The organism is Marinomonas rhizomae, from assembly GCF_024397855.1.
Lineage (GTDB): Bacteria > Pseudomonadota > Gammaproteobacteria > Pseudomonadales > Marinomonadaceae > Marinomonas > Marinomonas rhizomae_A.
Window position 1 is genome coordinate 644,114 of the sequence record NZ_CP073343.1, and the last position, 15,648, is coordinate 659,761.

The following is a 15,648-nucleotide window of genomic DNA, read 5'->3' on the forward strand; positions in this document are numbered from 1 at the left end:
AAACGGTTTGATTGATAGGAAGATAAGATGACACCTTCTACCCATCCGATTTTTTGGCGAGATCCGGCTTTGCCTTACGTTGAACTTCGCCAAGTATTGGATGGCAGAGAGGTCAGCTATGCACCGCATTCCCATCAAGAGTGGTCGATTGGTGCCATTGTGCAAGGCCAGAGTGAATTTCTCTGTGCAGACCGCTTACACGGTGTTGAGCGCGGCGCTTTGGTAATGATGAATCCAGATGTGGTTCATGCCTGTAACCCTCGCCAAGATTCTCCTTGGGCTTATTATATGATGCATCTAGATAAAGACTGGCTTGCGTCCTTGTTGTTTGCCCGTGGCATTAGAAGAACTCAGATCTGGCAAGATACCCTGGGTGATACTTTAATGTCAGTTCAGGCTTATCAGGCATTTGTAGAAGTATGTGAATGTCTAATGGCTGCAACTTTTTCGTCTTTAGAAAAAGGCCAAAAGCTAGAAGCGGTGCTGGTGGACTTGTTCACGGAGTTGGATGCGAATAACATCGAATCTTCCACAGCTTTGCCAGTGAATAACTTATATCAAGTGGCGGACTATTTGAATCAATACTGTTTGCACGATACTTCGATTGAGAAAATTAGCGCCGAGTTTGGCTTCAGTACCGGTTATTTGGTTCGTGCGTTTAAGCGTCATTTTAATATGACGCCCCATGCTTATCGTTTGAATCGTCGCATTCAATTGGGTCAGCAAGCATTGAAGCAAGGCCAAGCCATTGTTGACGTTGCACAGACCGTTGGCTTTAGTGATCAAGCGCATTTTCAAAGAGTATTTAAACAGCGCGTCGCGGCCACGCCAGACCAGTATCGGCGCTCGGTTTCTTCTTAGTTAAGACCGGTTAGACCAGAATAAGCACACAACTGCCTGCCAGTAATATCGCCAAGGTTTTGTTCATCAAGCGCATCTTGGCTGGGCTCTGAAAATACTGCCCGAGTATTTTTCCTATCCATACCCAAATACCCAAAGACAGCCAGCAGATTGGCAAATACAGGCCGGCAAAAATCATTACTTCCATTGCTTCTGCATTGGGAATATAAGCCGCAATACCTGATAGCGAAGCCAGCCACGCTTTTGGATTGAGCCATTGCATAATGGCACCGGTCATAAAGGTTGGCGCCTTGCTGTGTTTGTCAGAATTCAGTTCGCCATTGTCAGTGAATAACTGATAACTAAGATACAACAGGAAGGCGATACCGAACCATTGCAGCACTTGGGTTATCCAGCTTAATTGGTCGATTAAGTAATGCAGTCCAAAGCCAATCAGTAAAAACAGCACAATAAAACCAAGGGTTGCTCCCGTTACAAAAACAAGTCCTGTTTTAATGCCATAACGCGCACTGCCGCTTAGCGAGACAAGGTTCACAGGCCCAGGTGACAAAGACGCTGCCAAGGCAAACAAAGACATAGAAGTGATTAACGATAGAGTCATCAGATGTTCCTAAAAAGATAATAAACAGGTGTTCACTATCGTGTTTTAGGTGTCTCACGTATTGAACAAAATTGACCTTTTAAGGATTGTTTGCAGTGTGCATTTTTTTAGCGAGAAAGGCGGAGTATGATTTTGCAAAATCCCTTTATTCAAACAGGAGTTCTTATGATTCGTCATGTGTTGTTTATTCAGTATAAAGAGCAAGCCAGTGAAGCAGACATTGCGACCTCTTTGGCCAATTTCGAGGCGATCAAAAGTAAAATTGATGGCATTGAGTCGGTTGAATGGGGCTTAAACAACAGTCCAGAAGGCCGCAACAAAGACTATACCCATTGCGTGTTTATGACCTTTGTGGATGAAGTGGCTCGTGATACTTATATTCCTCATCCTGAACACGAGGTGTTAAAAGCGCAACTAGGGCCGATTTTAGAAGACATTATTGTTTTCGATTACGCCATATAGTCGCTTTTTAATATCACGCAACCAGAACGAGAAAACCCGCTTCAAGTGTCCTTGAGGCGGGTTTTATAGTACTTATTGTACTTGGAACTTATTTAGCCAATTGAGCCAATAACTTTTCAGCAACCAATTCTGAGCTTGCAGGGTTTTGACCTGTGATCATCAAGCCATCTTGCACTGCGAAAGGTGTCCAGTCCGCCGTGTTTTTGTAGTCTGCACCGCGTTTCTTCATTTCATCTTCTAACAAGAAAGGCACGACTTCGGTCAATTGAACCGCAGCTTCTTCGCTGTTAGTGAAACCTGTAACGGTTTTTCCTTTAATGAAGTACTCGCCGTTTGCGTCTTTGATGTTTAAGAAAGCGCTTGGTGCGTGACAAACAGAAGAGATTGGCTTGTCGGCTTTAATAAAGCTTTCGATCAAGGCAATGGATTCTTCGTTCTCAGTCAAATCCCATAATGGACCGTGGCCGCCTGGATAGAAGATAGCGTCGAAATCGTCTTGTTTCATATCGCTGAGTTTTACTGTGTTGGTAATCACATCTTGCGCTGCTTGGTCTTTATAGAAGCGTTCTGTTGCTTCGGTTTGTGCATCTGGTGCAGTGCTGTTTGGGTCAATAGGTGCTTGGCCGCCTTTTGGTGTTGCGACTGTTACTTCAGCGCCAGCATCAATAAACGCGTAATAAGGAGCGGCGAATTCTTCTACCCAAAAACCTGTTTTGTGGCCTGTATTGCCCAAATCTGAATGAGATGTTAGAACGACGAGAATTTTTTTATTGCTCATAAGTGACTCCTGAGTTTTTAAATGAGTTGACTTGTTAACTTATGATTAGTCTATCTGATTAATCGAATAGACGTAATGGGAAGGTTTTTGACTTCATTGGTTTAATAATTGATACAATTGGAATCGTTTTCTTAATCTATTAAAAAAAGAGCCGTCACGATGGAAGTCTCGTTTGAACAGCTAAAAAGTATGGTGGTGTTTGCTCAAGTGGTGGAGCAAGGCAGTTTAACGGCCGCCGCCAAATTCATGGGGATTTCCCGTGGTGTGGTGAGTTATCACCTGAAAAAGCTAGAAGAACAACTTGGTGTAAAACTGCTGAATCGTACTACTCGGTCTTTGTCATTGACTGAAACAGGCGAAGCCTATTATCAGCGTTGCCGAGCTATTGCGTTTCAGGCCCATGAAGCGAATCAGCAAATAGAAAAAGCCAAACAAGAGCCCGTTGGTAAACTGAAAATTACCTGTCCAGTGAATTTAGGCTTGCAGGTGATTGTGCCTGCTCTGAACGAATTTCGACAACTTTATCCGTTAATTGAATTGAATGTTTCCTTGAGCGATGAAGTGGTCAATATCATCAAAGATGGCGTTGATCTGGCCATTCGAGGTGCGCCATTACTGGATTCTGGATTACAAGCCAGCAAGTTGACGACATTCGAAACCTGCTTGTGTGGCTCACCAGAGTATTTTCGGCGACGCGGCAAACCCACTCAACCAGAAGAGCTGTATGACCACGACTGGGTGGTGTATACGCCAGCGGCGAATACCGTTCACCTTAGTCAAGGCTCCAAATCGTTCAGTTTGTCTGTGCGTGGTGCGGTAAGCACCAACAATGCGGCCGCCAGAACTATTTTTTTAGAAGGTGGAAATGGTATTGGCCGAATTCCAATGTACGACGCTCAGCCACGTATCGCCAATGGGCGTTTAGAGCGAATTTTGCCGGATTATAAATGCACAGGAATAGATGTTTACGCGGTCTTTCCACCAGGTACTGCAGAATCTAAAAAGTTGCGTTTGCTGCTGGATTTTCTGAAAACATCTTTTACTCGATTTTTATGAGTGAACTTTTTTCTGTAACAAATCTCAGTTAGCTTTGTTATTTACTGTGACGTTTATTATGGAATTGTGTGCTCGACAGATCTTACGGTTTTAATGCATTACTATACAGACAGATGGATTTAGTTTTAGAGACCTGTGTGATCTGTATCGTGCATAAGGGCTCTTCTTTGTAAGTTAGGGAGTGTTTTACATTGAATAATAGGAGCCTCCTGTGCTTATTAAACATAAGTTAATTTTAAATACCGTGCTATTGGTTGTTGCCTTAGTTGCCATGTTAGGGCTTTTTTACAACACACAGAGCAATCTAGAAAAACTAAACTACGCCAAGAATCTTGTCGTACACCAACAAGTCAATATGCTTACCTTGCGTCGTAATGAGAAAGATTTTCTCGTGCGTCTCGACCTTTCCTATGAAACAAAATTCAACGAGACAATAACTTCGCTTTTCACGGATCAAACAATACTTGAAAACGTGATGAACGAATTTGACATAAATACCGATACTTTGTTGGAACTAGGCGATGATTTCAAAGAATATCAGGCTGATTTTGCTTCGGTGGTATCTGCTTCGACAGAACTAGGGTTAACACCAGAGACTGGGTTGCAGGGCAAACTACGTGGCGCTGTGCATAATATTGAGAGTGAATTGTCTGCTCTGAATCAGGATGCTTTGTTGGTGACCATGTTACAGCTTCGTCGACATGAAAAAGATTTTATGCTGCGTAATAACCCTAAATATATTGCCTCTTTTAATAAAACATTAGATCAATTAGAAAGCAATCTACGCAGCGGTTCATTACCGGCGGATAAAGTTGAATTGTTGGTGTCTCTTTCTGAACAGTACCGAACAGGTTTTAATCAATATGCAGAGGGCAAAAAAGCTTTAGGCTTGAACAGTAAAGAAGGGCAATTATTGGCGATGCGTGAATCGATTCATAAAACGGAAACCGCACTCGATTCACTAGAAACTCAATTAACCTCGGTTATTCAGGAAAAAACATCCTTTGCCATGATGCTGACGACCATTCTTTGTGGTGTCATTATTGTTGCCGGGGTGTTTGTTGGGTGGATTATTAACCGCACGATTAACTCAGCATTGAACACCATCCAATCAACAATGCGAGACATTCAAACGACTCACAATATAAGTTTGCGTGTTGATTTACCTGCGAAAGATGAAATTGGCTTTGTTGCTGCCAGTATCAACGATATGTTGGCCGATTTTAGCCGAGTGATTGCTAACGCAAACCTCACTGTACAAGAAATGAATACGACAACTGTTCAGTTGTCACAAAATGCGGCAAGAACATCAGACGATGCTCAGAAGCAGCGCTCAGAAACGGACATGGTTGCGGTATCTGTTACTGAAATGGTCGGTACCGTGGAAGATATTTCACGCAGTATGGAAATGGCCGCAGCGAAGGCACGATCTACACAAGAAAGCGCACGAAAAGGTCAATCTCAAGTGAACTCGGCCATTGATCGTATTCGCCAGCTTTCAGATAGTCTTGAAGGCTCGGTCGAAACCGTCAGCGAATTAGCCAAAGAAAGCGAAAGTATTGGCACTGTGTTAAGCGTTATTCAAGGTATTGCCGAGCAGACTAACTTGCTGGCGCTTAATGCTGCGATTGAAGCCGCGAGAGCCGGTGAGCAAGGACGAGGTTTTGCCGTTGTTGCCGATGAGGTTCGTGCCTTAGCAAGCCGAACTCATACAGCGACGGAAGAGATTTCAGACATTATTGTTACCTTGCAAGAACGAACTAAAGGTATCGTGACGCTGATGGAAAATTGCCGTCAGGATGGCGTGTTAAGTCGTGATGAAGCCGCGACGACAGGTGTTGTGCTCGAGCAGATTATTCTCGATGTAGAAGAGATCTCCGGTATGGCTGGATCTGTATCCACTGCCATTGAACAACAAACGATAGCGGCCAATGAGATTAGTAAAAACGTCGATACTATACGTGAAATCACGGAAGACACTTCAGAATCGGTAGCCTTGAATTCCCAAGCAAGTAAAGCCATTGCTGATCAAGCGGAATCCTTGAACCGCAGTATTTCGATTTTCAAAGTATAACTAGGCTGTCGGTATCGACTGTTTCTGTAATAGCATCATGATTCGTATTGACAGTCAGGTATTGCAGGTCTAGGGAAGGCACGAGTAATTCCTCTTGCCTCAGCATGTGGATAAAAGCCTGTTATTCACATCTCCCCTAGCCATTAGGCCTGCGATACCGTTATTATGCAGTTATCAACTGACGCTATTTTAGGGATTAATTATGCTATATCGATTGTTATTATGTTTGATTCTGGGGAGCTTTGTATCGGTTTCTTCCATGGCAGCGACTAAGACTTCAGAAGATCAGAAGACGCTTGAGCAGACTGTTTTTGAACTTGAGCGTAGCGTGGCAATTTTACAGCTGTCCACCGCATCTTTAGGCGATTACCAATCACTTTCTACCAAAATGGCTCATGTTAAGTCGTTAGAATATCGTGTGAATTTTTTGGGTAACTTAACTTTCTTACTATGTATGGCGCTGGTGGTTTTCTTCTTTAAACTGCGCAATCAGCAAAAACGACTGTTAGCGCTCGAAAATCGAGAAAATGAAAAAGCTATCGAGCAGCAAAGTAAAGACGCCTAAACGCAGATGTTTAATGCAAAGGAAAGGTAATGTCTAAGCCGATAGTATTGATGATTATTGATATGCAGCAAGGCATGTCTTGGCCACAGGCGGGTGAACGTAATAACCCGAATGCTGAACATGAAATTGCCGAGTTACTGGCTCATTGGCGATCAATCCACGCGCCGATAGTTCATGTGCGCCATTTGTCGAATGAGCCGGAATCTTTGTTTTGGCCTGATCAAGATGGCGCTCTCTTTCAAGACGCTTTCCAACCTTTGGCGGATGAGAAGGTCATTGAAAAATCCGTTCCCGATGCCTTTACCTTTTCCGATTTAGAAAGCTGGCTACGGGATCAAGACACACAAGCGTTGGTGGTGGTTGGCGTCAGTACCAATAACTCTGTTGAATCTACCGCGAGAAGTGCTGGTAACTTAGGATTTAATACCTACGTGGTCGGCAGTGCGTGTTTTGCGTTTGAAAAAGACGATTTCTTTGGACTATCACGCAGCGCAGATGAAGTACACGCTATGTCGCTGGCGAATCTGCATGGTGAATACGCGACTGTGATTACACAAGATGAGGCGTTTGCCTTGTTGCCGCAAGAACACACTTCACTAAGCGATTAGCCTTTTCATTACTCCACCACACACATTGGTGTTTTAGCTATCGGGTCTTGGTGAATCTGCGCGCTCAATGAAAACACCTCTTTTAATAACCGCTGGGTGAGAACCGAATCTGGCGAGCCTTGGGTGATGATTTCCCCTTGCTTCATCACAATCAAGTGGTCGCAATAACGTGCCGCTTGGTTGATGTCATGGAGTACCGTGATGATGGTTTTGCCTTGCAAATTCAACTTGCGCAATAAGTGCATTAGCTCTACTTGATGGCTTAAATCCATGTAAGTGGTGGGCTCATCCAGCAACAAATACGGGGTGTCTTGCGCTAACGTCATGGCGAGCCAAACACGCTGACGTTGACCGCCAGACAGCTCACTGACCAGTTGCTCAGCTAGCTCGGTAATGCCGGTTTCTTGCATGACTTGAGTAATAATGTCGTGGTCTTCTTTGCTAATCCGTCCCCAAAAACCAGTGTATGGGCTGCGTCCATAGGCGACCAAATCTTTGACTTTGATACCTTCTGGAATCGGCTGGGTTTGTGGCAACAAAGCTAATTGTTGTGCCAGTTTTTTAGACGCTATGCCGTGAAGGTTCTGGCCTTGCCAGTGAACTTGTCCATCCATAGGAGAAAGAATGCGCGCCATGGCTTTCAACAAGGTGGATTTGCCACAACCGTTTGGTCCAAGTAACGCAATGATCTTTCCTTCAGGAATGGTTAGGTCGACCTGTTTTACAATGGCTGTATCATGGTAGCCAACAGATAAATTATGAGTGCTAAGAGACATAAATCATTTCGTCCTAAGGAGTAGCCAAAGAAAATACGGTGCACCAATAATGGCGGTCATAATACCGGCAGGTAATTCAATCGGTGGATCAATGGTGCGAGCCACAAGATCCGCAAGCAGCAACAAAATGGCACCAACCAACATGGTGGCAGGTAAGAGTATTTGATGACGGCCGCCGACCAATTTTCGCGTTAAATGCGGAGCCACTAAACCGAGAAAGCCAATAGGGCCGCAAATCGCCACACAAGACGCCGTCAGTCCAACAGCAATAGCCAAGGAGGTCAAACGTAGCTTGTTCGCCTTTATACCAAGGCTAATGGCGCTGTCATCACCGAGATGGATTAAGTTCAAAGGTTTAGCAAGCCAAAGGGCAAAGGGAATTAATAGAAGCCAAGGCAATAACATAGCAAGCTGATTCCAGCCACGCCCCCATAAACTGCCCGTTAGCCACAAAAGAGCGTTGTTGATTTCCAATGGTTTAACCAGCATCAAAAAGTCGATACAACTGGCGTATAAGGCCGCTAATGCCACACCCGTAATGGCCAGTTTTATGGTGCTGCTATGTGAGCCGCATAACCACCACAACATTAACGCTGCCACTAAACTGCCGACTAGGGCGACCGCAGGCAGCCAGCTAATATCGGCATTGGGAAAAAAAGTCATATAGAACACAGCGGCCAATCCAGCACCATGGCTAACCCCAAGTACATCTGGTGACGCCAGAGGGTTACGAATCACCCCTTGAACCAAGGCGCCCGCCAGCGCCATCATGGCACCAACTAACATGGCGAGAATGGTGCGCGGTAAGCGATATTCATGAACGGTGAAGTAGTGTTCGTTACCGATTTGAAGACCATCTAAAATCTGTTTGAATGGAATCGAAACCGCACCAAACATGAGATTAGCGATCAGCAGTCCTATCATGGCAAGTACTAAAAAAGGCAGCGAGCGCGTGGCCATTATAAGGTTCTCTTACGGACGAGGTAGATGAAAAACGGCGCGCCGATCAAGGCCAAAATAGCGCCAGCCGGTGTTTCTGCAGGATAGATAATGCCGCGGCTGACTGTATCTGATAAGACAACCAAGCAGGCGCCCAGTATCATGGCGATCGGCAAGAATTTACGATGATCTTGCCCCGCTAACATGCGTGCCATATGTGGCACTAGTAAGCCGACAAAACCAATTGCACCGACGCTGCTGATGGCGCTCCCGACCAATAATAAGACGAGAAAGCTGCCGCCTAGTTTTACCCACATCAGCGACACGCCAAGGTTTCGCGCATTGTCATCGCCAAGCTGCAATAGATTCAGTGTTGGGGCAATCAGCATGGCACCTAATAAACCAATTAGGCAGACAGGCCAAAGGGAATCGAAGGTTTGCCATCTAGCATCAGTCAAACTCCCCGCGAGCCAAGTTAGTACGCCTGCAGCTTGATCTTCGGCAATGATAATCACGGCTTTGGTTAAGGCGGCACATAAAGCGGAAATAGCGACGCCAGCCAATACTAATCTTCCGTGTTCATTGCCGCCGCGCCATGCGCTGCCAAGCAGCATAACGAAAGCCCAGGCAATGCCGCCACCGATAATGGCGGCGATTGAACTGCCGAGTAAACCAAACCAAGGGGCGATCGTGGAAACACTTGCCATTCCCAGAGCTGCGCCAGCGTTAATGCCAAGCACAGACGGAGAAGCAAGAGGGTTTTGTGTCAGGCCCTGCATGATGACACCAGCCGCTGCGAGATTAGCGCCGACCATGATGCCAACGAGTACTCTAGGCAGTCTTAAATCATGAACAATATGCTGGGCAATGCTGTCCTGATTCATATTGTATAAGGCATGCAGAGCGTCCGCTGGCGTGACGGTAATAACGGACCAGCTAAACAGGCTGATCCATGAACAGGCAAACAGAAGCAGTAGTAGCAATAGGCACTGGGCAAAAAAAGAAAAACGTAACGAGATCATTTTTTCGCGTTGAAGACCTTGATTAGATCTTGCCCCATGGTTTCGGCTGAAATAATGCCGCGGCAACGGGACCAGGTATTAGGATTAACCGCATAAATGTGGTTATTTTTAGCGGCTTTTAAGATTGACCAAAGCGGCTCACTTTTCCATTTGTCGACGATGCTGGGTGTGACGTAATTACCGACGATAAAATAATCTGGGTTGACCGTAAGTAGTTGTTCTAAGCTGGTTTGACGGTAAGCATCATCGCTGCGGCCAGTATTGGCATTTTTTAAGCCCAATGCGCGTATCACGCCGCCAGCATAGGAATCTGCTGTGTGAAGAAATAAGGCGTCATCACGGGCAACACCAAATTGCACTTCTTTGCCCTTGGGTAATTGGGCCGCTAGTTCAGCCATCACTTCGTCATGTTTCTTCAGACGCGCTTGCATTTCTTTGCCTTTGCCTATGGCTTTACCAATAATGGCTGTGGCTTGAAGGTTTTCTTCATAGGTGGCTCGGCGTGAAGGCAGAATCAAGGTGGGGGCTATTTTTTGTAGATCAGCATATACACCTTCATGGCGGGAAATATCGGCAATGATGAGATCTGGTTTTAGCGAAGAAATGGTTTCAAGGCTAGGCTGAGAGCGCGTACCAACCGATGCCCAATCGCCAATTTCATCACGAATTTCTTTTAGAATACGTTCAGAATCTTTGTCATCCGCGATACCGACAGGGCTGACACCAACGGCAGCTAATGCATCGACAAATGAAAACTCCAACACCACGATACGCTTTGGCGTGTAATCGATGCTAAATGTTCCTTTACTGTCTTCTACCGTGACAGCTTGAGCGAGTGAGCACAGGCAGAGAGAAAGAGCGGTTAAGGCAAGATAGATCAAGCGTTTCATAAGAATATGTCTTTGTTATTGAAAAATTTCGATAATAATAACACTTCTCATTTCAGTGTTAAGTGTTTTCTTCTCAATAATCAATTTTGACGCTGTATCTTATTTTCTAATGATTAAAGACTTTCGCCGGCTTCTATTTGAAAGGGCAAATCAATAATGGTTTGAGAGACGGGATTCCCCTGCAGACGTGACAACAGATGTTCGGCAGAAAGGCGTCCCATTTCTTCACGGGGCGTAATGACGGTTGCCAGTCTAGGCACCATCGCGCGGGAAATATCATGGCCGTGGAAACCTGCAATGCTGATGTCTTGTGGAATCTTGATGCCAGCTTTTTGGCAAGCGTACAGCGCACCAATTGCTAAGTCATCGTTGGTGCAGAATATGCCGTCGGTATCGGGTTGTTGCTGCAGGGCATCGTGTAGAAAAGTAGCCCCAAGGGTGAATGAAGACGCGCTGTTGGTTTTCAGGCACAAAGGCGTTAATCCGTTGTCTTGCATGGCGGTTTCGTAGCCTTTGATTTTAAACAGAGTCCGCTGATCCATTCGCGCGGCAAAATAGACAATCTTTTGTCGGCCTCGTTTGATCATAAAATCCGTCATGGCATACGCGGCGGCTTCGTTGTCTATGCCGATAGCTTGCTCAATCGGAGGGGAAACGGAGTCCATGATTTCAATAACGGGAATGCCAGCCACGGCTAGCATTTTTCTCACGCGCTCTGTGTGATAGCTCTCGGAGATGATTAATCCATCGACACTGTAAGACAAGAGAGTCGCAATACGGGCTTCTTCCGCTTCTTTGCTGTAACCATAGTGAGCCAGCATGGTTTGATAGCCCGCGGGTTCAACGACGGATTCAATACCACGAATGACTTCAGCGAATACTTGGTTGGTTAAAGAGGGAAGTAGAACGCCAATCGCGTGGCTTTTTGATTTGGATAAAATATCAGGTGCTCGGTTGGGGATGTAACCTAGGTCTTCTAATGCATCGGCGATTTTAGTTTGTAATGGCACAGAAACTTGATCTGGATTTCTAAGAAAGCGACTCACGGTCATTTTTGTCACGCCAACTAAGTCAGCCACGTCTTGCAGTGTTGGGCGTTTGTTTTTCATGCTTGGGCTTTTCTTGTCGGAGCTTTTCATACCAGTGACGTATCCATGTTTTGTTACAGGTAACATTATCATAAGCCATTCATGGCTAGAAACAAAAAGTAGGCATTAATGGAGTCGGTGTTAATTAAAGTAGGAATTATGTTGAAAGTGAGCATTCACTTTTTTAGCAAGAGACACAACTTTTTGGTTGTGTCTCTTGCTTATATATTTATTTAATCGCTAAAAGCGTCAAGGCTTCATTTAAAACTTGGTCGGCATTTTGAGAAATATCGATCACCAGAGCTTCGTCGCTTGTTGGTTCAACTAAAGTGGCGAATTGGCTTTCTAGCATTTCTCGACCATTAAAATAATGACCATCACGCTTTTGATGACGTTGCCAAATGGTATCGATGCTGCCTTTTAAATAGATCATGGTGACATCGTCTAAACCATTGCGCAGCATGGCGCGATATTCTGGCTTCAGTCCTGAGCAAGCAATAACGGCCGTTGGGTTATCAGTCAATATGTTGTTGAGTGTTGCCAACCAATCCTTGCGATCTTCATCTGTGAGCGGCGTACCTTGGCGCATCTTGTCTACATTGGCTTGGCAGTGAAAGTCATCGCCATCAAAAAATGGGTAACCAAGCTTATCTGCTATGCTTTTGCCTATTAAAGATTTACCTGAACCTGATACGCCTAATACTACAATTTTCTTTGTCATCTTCTTAATTCCTTATCGCCTTGCTGTTGTCCAGCAAGGCCGCAGTGTCGTTCAAAAAGCCGTGTTGAACGGCATGGTCTCAATGGGTTATTTCCACCAAAGGGCCAGCTCAGGGAAGAATATGACCAAAGCAAGAACCAAAACCTGCAAGCCAATGAAAGGCATGAGAGAGCTAAAGATTTCGCCCAGACTAATGTCTTTTGGCGCCACAGATTTAAGATAAAACGCCGCGGGGCCAAATGGAGGTGATAAGAAAGACACCTGCATGTTCAAACAGAACACCACACCAAACCAGATAGGGTCTAAGCCAAGACCTGTAATGATAGGAACGAAGATCGGCATGGTTAATAGTGCAACACCGACCCAATCTAAGAACATACCGAGTACCAGTAAGATGATCATCATGATCATGACGGTGCCCATGACGCTGCCGCCACTTAGGGCAAGAATGGTTTCTTCAACAAAGGAGATTCCGCCCATCAGGTTGTATACACCGACCAGAGCGGTTGCCCCGATACCGATCCAGATAATCATGCCACAGGTGCTCATGGTGGCTTTTGCGCTGTCTTTTAGCATGGCGAAATTCAGCTCGCCACGAATCGCCGCGCTGATAATAATGCCAACCACACCCAGTGCAGAGGCTTCAGTCACAGACGCTACACCAGTATAAATACTGCCTAATACCATCATTACAGTAAGAAGAGGGAAGAGTAGCGCTTTGAAATAATTGACGTCTTTGTCCGCCGCCAACTCTTCTTCGCTCGGCAAGGGCGCGTATTCTGGATGAAGACGACAAATGATCAGCACGTAAGCCATGTAAGCGAAGGCAAGAATAAAAGCAGGTAAGAACGCCGCTTTAAACAAATCACCGATGGAAACACTGGCTGTTAAACCATAGATAATCAATACGATACTGGGTGGTAGCATGGTGCCTAATGCGCCACCGGCACAGGTCACACCAATGGCCAGTTTGCGGTTGTACCCAAGGCGCAACATTTGCGGCAAGGCCAAGATACCAAGTAATACTGTTTCACCGCCGATCACGCCAGACATAGACGCTAGAACGATAGCAACTAAAAGAGTTTGTACTGCCACGCCGCCGCGTAGTTTGCGGCCAAAGACTTTCATGGCGTCGAACAGGTCTCGGGCGATACCAGATCGATCTAATAAGGCGGCCATGAGAACAAACATGGGCACCGCCAGAAATACATAGCTACCGACAAAACTGTACAAACGGCTGGTGATCAAAGGCAACGCGCCCACGCCAAACCAACCAATAGCAAAAACAAGCGCCACTAACGCGGTCACAAAGGCCAATTGCATGCCTGTTAATAACAATAAAATCATAGAGCCGAGCATTAGTAGGCTGCCGTAGCCTATGCCCATAGCGGATAAATCAAACATCTTTGCGCTTCCTTAAACCATTTAGTTCTTGTATTAGGTGCAAGAAAAACTGCACAAACATGATACAGAGCGTGGCGAAAATCATGCCTTTCACTAAGGCAGGGAAAACGGGGTTCCAAGCGGAACCAGATGTTTCTAATCGAAGATCACCAAATGGCGTAAACCATGAGTCCTGAACCATTTGATAAGCGGCCCAGCTAAGTAAACTGGTAAACAGCAGCCCCATGATGTGGTGGAAAACATTCAACCAGCGACGTGTTGTGTCTGAGACAATGTCATAGATCAGCACCACACGAACATGTTTGTTAATGGACAACGCATAAATGCCGCCATAAACGAACAAACAGCCACCTAGAAATGAGGCGGTTTCGTGAACCCAAATGGTTGGTGCGTTGAATAGGTAACGCATCACAACTTCGTAAAAAGAAATGCCAACGGTAAAGATAAACAGCAAACTGATGAGGTTGCCAAACCAATAGATCGCACGATCTAGGGCGTTTCTCGGCTGTTCAGAACTGTCTAGTGTCTGTGGATGAATTTCGTCTTTCATGATCATGATCCAATGAAAAGCAGGCGCAGATGCAATAGGTATGCAGTGCGCCTGTTTTGCAGGGTTAAAAGGCTTCTAGGCGAGCTTAAAGAAGGCCGTTTGCTTCTAGGTACGTTGTAATAGAGTCGTACACTTTCTGCGCATTGTCAGAACCTTTGGCAAACTCTTCCCACTGTGTACGAGCAATCGCACGGAATTTCTTACGCTCTTCTGCAGACCAATCGTGAATGGTAATGTTTGGATCCGCTTTCGCTGCTTTTACGGCAGCTTGGTCCGCAATACGCAGTTGTGTTGTCATGTCTTCAGCGAAGTCACGAACTGAAACCGTTAGGATAGCTTGAATGTCTGCTGGCAGTTTGTCCCATTTTTTCTTGTTCATTGAAATATCGATCAATGGCAAAGAGTGGAAGCCAGGCTGCACAGGGTGTGTCGCAATGTCGTTCATGCCGGCTTTTTGGTTAGTCGAGAAAACCGTGTAGTCAGCCGCGTCGATAACGCCTTTGCTAAGACCGGTGAATACTTCAGAACCTGGTAGATTAACTGGTGCCGCACCTGCTGCTGCAAATACGCGTTGAACCAAGCCTTCAGGAGCACGAAGTTTCAGACCTTTTAGGTCTGCAACACTGTCTAGAGGAACGCGAGAAACCAAAGATTCAACACCTGTCGTAGAACCACCAATGAATTTTACGCCGTAAGGTGCGTAAAGCTCGTTCATTAGTTCGTAACCGCCGCCGTAGTTTACGTATTGCAGAAGTTGCTGGGTATTAGACCAAGCGCCGACTGTGTTACCAATCAGGCCAAAAGCAGGATCTTTACCAGAGAAGAACTCGGTCGCTGTGATTTGGCCGTCCAAGATGCCCATTTTGATGCCATCTAGCGTTTCAGTGTGTTTGAAAATACTGCCAACAGGAAGCAACTCGATATGAACTCGACCACCCGTCATTGTTTCGACGCGTTTCGTCCATTCTTTTTGAACTTGGAAGTTTTTGTCGCCAGCAGGGTCAGAAGATTGGAACTTAAAGTTGTAATCCGCTGCAATTGCTGAAGTCGATAGAATACCGGCTGTAGCGGCCGTCAATAACGTGGTAGTGAACTTATTCATGGTATTGCTTCCCATTATTTTTTTTTGAAAGAACCGCTTTATCGTTCGCGATTTTTAGGAATAGTACGTTTAGTTACAATGAATGTTACCGGTAACTAAGGCGTGATGTTACCGATAACATTTCGGTTTAGTCAAGCCTTTGATAACAAAT

Annotated in this window: 17 protein-coding genes; 6 read left to right on the forward strand and 11 right to left on the reverse strand. The window is 45.4% G+C overall.

The window, feature by feature from the left end:
* Positions 1-27 precede the first annotated feature (27 nt).
* Positions 28-861, forward strand: coding sequence for an AraC family transcriptional regulator (locus tag KDW99_RS02930; RefSeq protein ID WP_255827833.1), 834 nt, complete (start codon positions 28-30; stop codon positions 859-861).
* Between the two features lie 10 nt (positions 862-871).
* Here KDW99_RS02930 and KDW99_RS02935 read toward each other — a convergent pair whose 3' ends face one another.
* Complete coding sequence (locus tag KDW99_RS02935; RefSeq protein WP_255827834.1) at positions 872-1,462, reverse strand: LysE family translocator; 591 nt, start codon at positions 1,460-1,462, stop codon at positions 872-874.
* A 165-nt stretch (positions 1,463-1,627) separates the two neighbouring features.
* Here KDW99_RS02935 and KDW99_RS02940 point away from each other — a divergent pair, with 165 nt between their 5' ends.
* A complete protein-coding gene (locus tag KDW99_RS02940; protein ID WP_255827835.1) occupies positions 1,628-1,924 on the forward strand; it encodes a Dabb family protein in 297 nt (98 codons plus the stop codon).
* 88 nt (positions 1,925-2,012) lie between these two features.
* Here KDW99_RS02940 and KDW99_RS02945 read toward each other — a convergent pair whose 3' ends face one another.
* On the reverse strand, positions 2,013-2,702 hold the full coding sequence (locus KDW99_RS02945; RefSeq protein WP_255827836.1) for a type 1 glutamine amidotransferase domain-containing protein: 690 nt from the start codon (positions 2,700-2,702) through the stop codon (positions 2,013-2,015).
* Positions 2,703-2,861: 159 nt separating this feature from the next.
* Between KDW99_RS02945 and KDW99_RS02950 the strand changes: the two genes are divergently transcribed.
* The 4 genes from KDW99_RS02950 (at position 2,862) to KDW99_RS02965 (ending at position 7,005) form a co-directional block, all read left to right on the forward strand.
* On the forward strand, positions 2,862-3,758 hold the full coding sequence (locus tag KDW99_RS02950; RefSeq protein WP_255827837.1) for a LysR family transcriptional regulator: 897 nt from the start codon (positions 2,862-2,864) through the stop codon (positions 3,756-3,758).
* 211 nt (positions 3,759-3,969) lie between these two features.
* A complete protein-coding gene (locus KDW99_RS02955; RefSeq protein ID WP_255827838.1) occupies positions 3,970-5,832 on the forward strand; it encodes a methyl-accepting chemotaxis protein in 1,863 nt (620 codons plus the stop codon).
* A gap of 202 nt (positions 5,833-6,034) precedes the next feature.
* Positions 6,035-6,397 carry a hypothetical protein gene (locus KDW99_RS02960; protein WP_255827839.1) on the forward strand — a complete coding sequence of 121 codons (363 nt, stop codon included), beginning with the start codon at positions 6,035-6,037 and terminating at the stop codon, positions 6,395-6,397.
* A 29-nt stretch (positions 6,398-6,426) separates the two neighbouring features.
* Positions 6,427-7,005: a cysteine hydrolase family protein gene (locus KDW99_RS02965; RefSeq protein WP_255827840.1), complete on the forward strand. Its 579-nt coding sequence runs from the start codon at positions 6,427-6,429 to the stop codon at positions 7,003-7,005.
* A gap of 8 nt (positions 7,006-7,013) precedes the next feature.
* Here KDW99_RS02965 and fecE read toward each other — a convergent pair whose 3' ends face one another.
* From fecE to KDW99_RS03010, 9 genes are all read right to left on the reverse strand, one after another.
* A complete protein-coding gene (fecE, locus tag KDW99_RS02970) occupies positions 7,014-7,781 on the reverse strand; it encodes a Fe(3+) dicitrate ABC transporter ATP-binding protein FecE (RefSeq protein WP_255827841.1) in 768 nt (255 codons plus the stop codon).
* A gap of 3 nt (positions 7,782-7,784) precedes the next feature.
* Positions 7,785-8,741 (reverse strand): Fe(3+) dicitrate ABC transporter permease subunit FecD, encoded by a 957-nt coding sequence (gene fecD, locus KDW99_RS02975; protein WP_255827842.1) that lies wholly within the window; start codon positions 8,739-8,741, stop codon positions 7,785-7,787.
* Positions 8,741-9,742: an iron chelate uptake ABC transporter family permease subunit gene (locus KDW99_RS02980; RefSeq protein ID WP_114411759.1), complete on the reverse strand. Its 1,002-nt coding sequence runs from the start codon at positions 9,740-9,742 to the stop codon at positions 8,741-8,743. The genes fecD and KDW99_RS02980 overlap by 1 nt, the downstream gene beginning before the upstream one ends.
* Positions 9,739-10,632, reverse strand: a complete 894-nt coding sequence (locus KDW99_RS02985; protein ID WP_255827843.1) for a Fe(3+) dicitrate ABC transporter substrate-binding protein — start codon at positions 10,630-10,632, stop codon at positions 9,739-9,741. Before KDW99_RS02985 ends, KDW99_RS02980 begins: the two co-directional genes overlap by 4 nt.
* Before the next feature lie 113 nt (positions 10,633-10,745).
* Positions 10,746-11,771, reverse strand: a complete 1,026-nt coding sequence (gntR, locus tag KDW99_RS02990) for a gluconate operon transcriptional repressor GntR (RefSeq protein ID WP_370646877.1) — start codon at positions 11,769-11,771, stop codon at positions 10,746-10,748.
* A 178-nt stretch (positions 11,772-11,949) separates the two neighbouring features.
* Positions 11,950-12,441 carry a gluconokinase gene (locus KDW99_RS02995; RefSeq protein ID WP_255827844.1) on the reverse strand — a complete coding sequence of 164 codons (492 nt, stop codon included), beginning with the start codon at positions 12,439-12,441 and terminating at the stop codon, positions 11,950-11,952.
* An 87-nt stretch (positions 12,442-12,528) separates the two neighbouring features.
* Positions 12,529-13,845, reverse strand: coding sequence for a TRAP transporter large permease (locus tag KDW99_RS03000; protein WP_255827845.1), 1,317 nt, complete (start codon positions 13,843-13,845; stop codon positions 12,529-12,531).
* Positions 13,838-14,395 (reverse strand): TRAP transporter small permease subunit, encoded by a 558-nt coding sequence (locus tag KDW99_RS03005; protein ID WP_255827846.1) that lies wholly within the window; start codon positions 14,393-14,395, stop codon positions 13,838-13,840. The genes KDW99_RS03000 and KDW99_RS03005 overlap by 8 nt, the downstream gene beginning before the upstream one ends.
* Positions 14,396-14,480: 85 nt before the next feature.
* The gene (locus tag KDW99_RS03010; protein ID WP_255827847.1) at positions 14,481-15,497 is read right to left on the reverse strand and encodes a TRAP transporter substrate-binding protein; all 1,017 of its coding nucleotides are present in this window, start codon (positions 15,495-15,497) and stop codon (positions 14,481-14,483) included.
* Positions 15,498-15,648 lie beyond the last annotated feature (151 nt).

Excerpts from the sequence above, each read along its gene's own strand:
- KDW99_RS02930 (WP_255827833.1), top strand. The coding sequence starts at position 28 with ATGACACCTTCTACCCATCCGATTTTTTGGCGAGATCCGGCTTTGCCT.
- KDW99_RS02935 (WP_255827834.1), bottom strand. The coding sequence starts at position 1,462 with ATGACTCTATCGTTAATCACTTCTATGTCTTTGTTTGCCTTGGCAGCG.
- KDW99_RS02940 (WP_255827835.1), top strand. The coding sequence starts at position 1,628 with ATGATTCGTCATGTGTTGTTTATTCAGTATAAAGAGCAAGCCAGTGAA.
- KDW99_RS02945 (WP_255827836.1), bottom strand. The coding sequence starts at position 2,702 with ATGAGCAATAAAAAAATTCTCGTCGTTCTAACATCTCATTCAGATTTG.
- KDW99_RS02950 (WP_255827837.1), top strand. The coding sequence starts at position 2,862 with ATGGAAGTCTCGTTTGAACAGCTAAAAAGTATGGTGGTGTTTGCTCAA.
- KDW99_RS02960 (WP_255827839.1), top strand. The coding sequence starts at position 6,035 with ATGCTATATCGATTGTTATTATGTTTGATTCTGGGGAGCTTTGTATCG.
- KDW99_RS02965 (WP_255827840.1), top strand. The coding sequence starts at position 6,427 with ATGTCTAAGCCGATAGTATTGATGATTATTGATATGCAGCAAGGCATG.
- fecE (WP_255827841.1), bottom strand. The coding sequence starts at position 7,781 with ATGTCTCTTAGCACTCATAATTTATCTGTTGGCTACCATGATACAGCC.
- fecD (WP_255827842.1), bottom strand. The coding sequence starts at position 8,741 with ATGGCCACGCGCTCGCTGCCTTTTTTAGTACTTGCCATGATAGGACTG.
- KDW99_RS02980 (WP_114411759.1), bottom strand. The coding sequence starts at position 9,742 with ATGATCTCGTTACGTTTTTCTTTTTTTGCCCAGTGCCTATTGCTACTA.
- KDW99_RS02985 (WP_255827843.1), bottom strand. The coding sequence starts at position 10,632 with ATGAAACGCTTGATCTATCTTGCCTTAACCGCTCTTTCTCTCTGCCTG.
- gntR (WP_370646877.1), bottom strand. The coding sequence starts at position 11,771 with ATGAAAAGCTCCGACAAGAAAAGCCCAAGCATGAAAAACAAACGCCCA.
- KDW99_RS02995 (WP_255827844.1), bottom strand. The coding sequence starts at position 12,441 with ATGACAAAGAAAATTGTAGTATTAGGCGTATCAGGTTCAGGTAAATCT.
- KDW99_RS03000 (WP_255827845.1), bottom strand. The coding sequence starts at position 13,845 with ATGTTTGATTTATCCGCTATGGGCATAGGCTACGGCAGCCTACTAATG.
- KDW99_RS03005 (WP_255827846.1), bottom strand. The coding sequence starts at position 14,395 with ATGAAAGACGAAATTCATCCACAGACACTAGACAGTTCTGAACAGCCG.
- KDW99_RS03010 (WP_255827847.1), bottom strand. The coding sequence starts at position 15,497 with ATGAATAAGTTCACTACCACGTTATTGACGGCCGCTACAGCCGGTATT.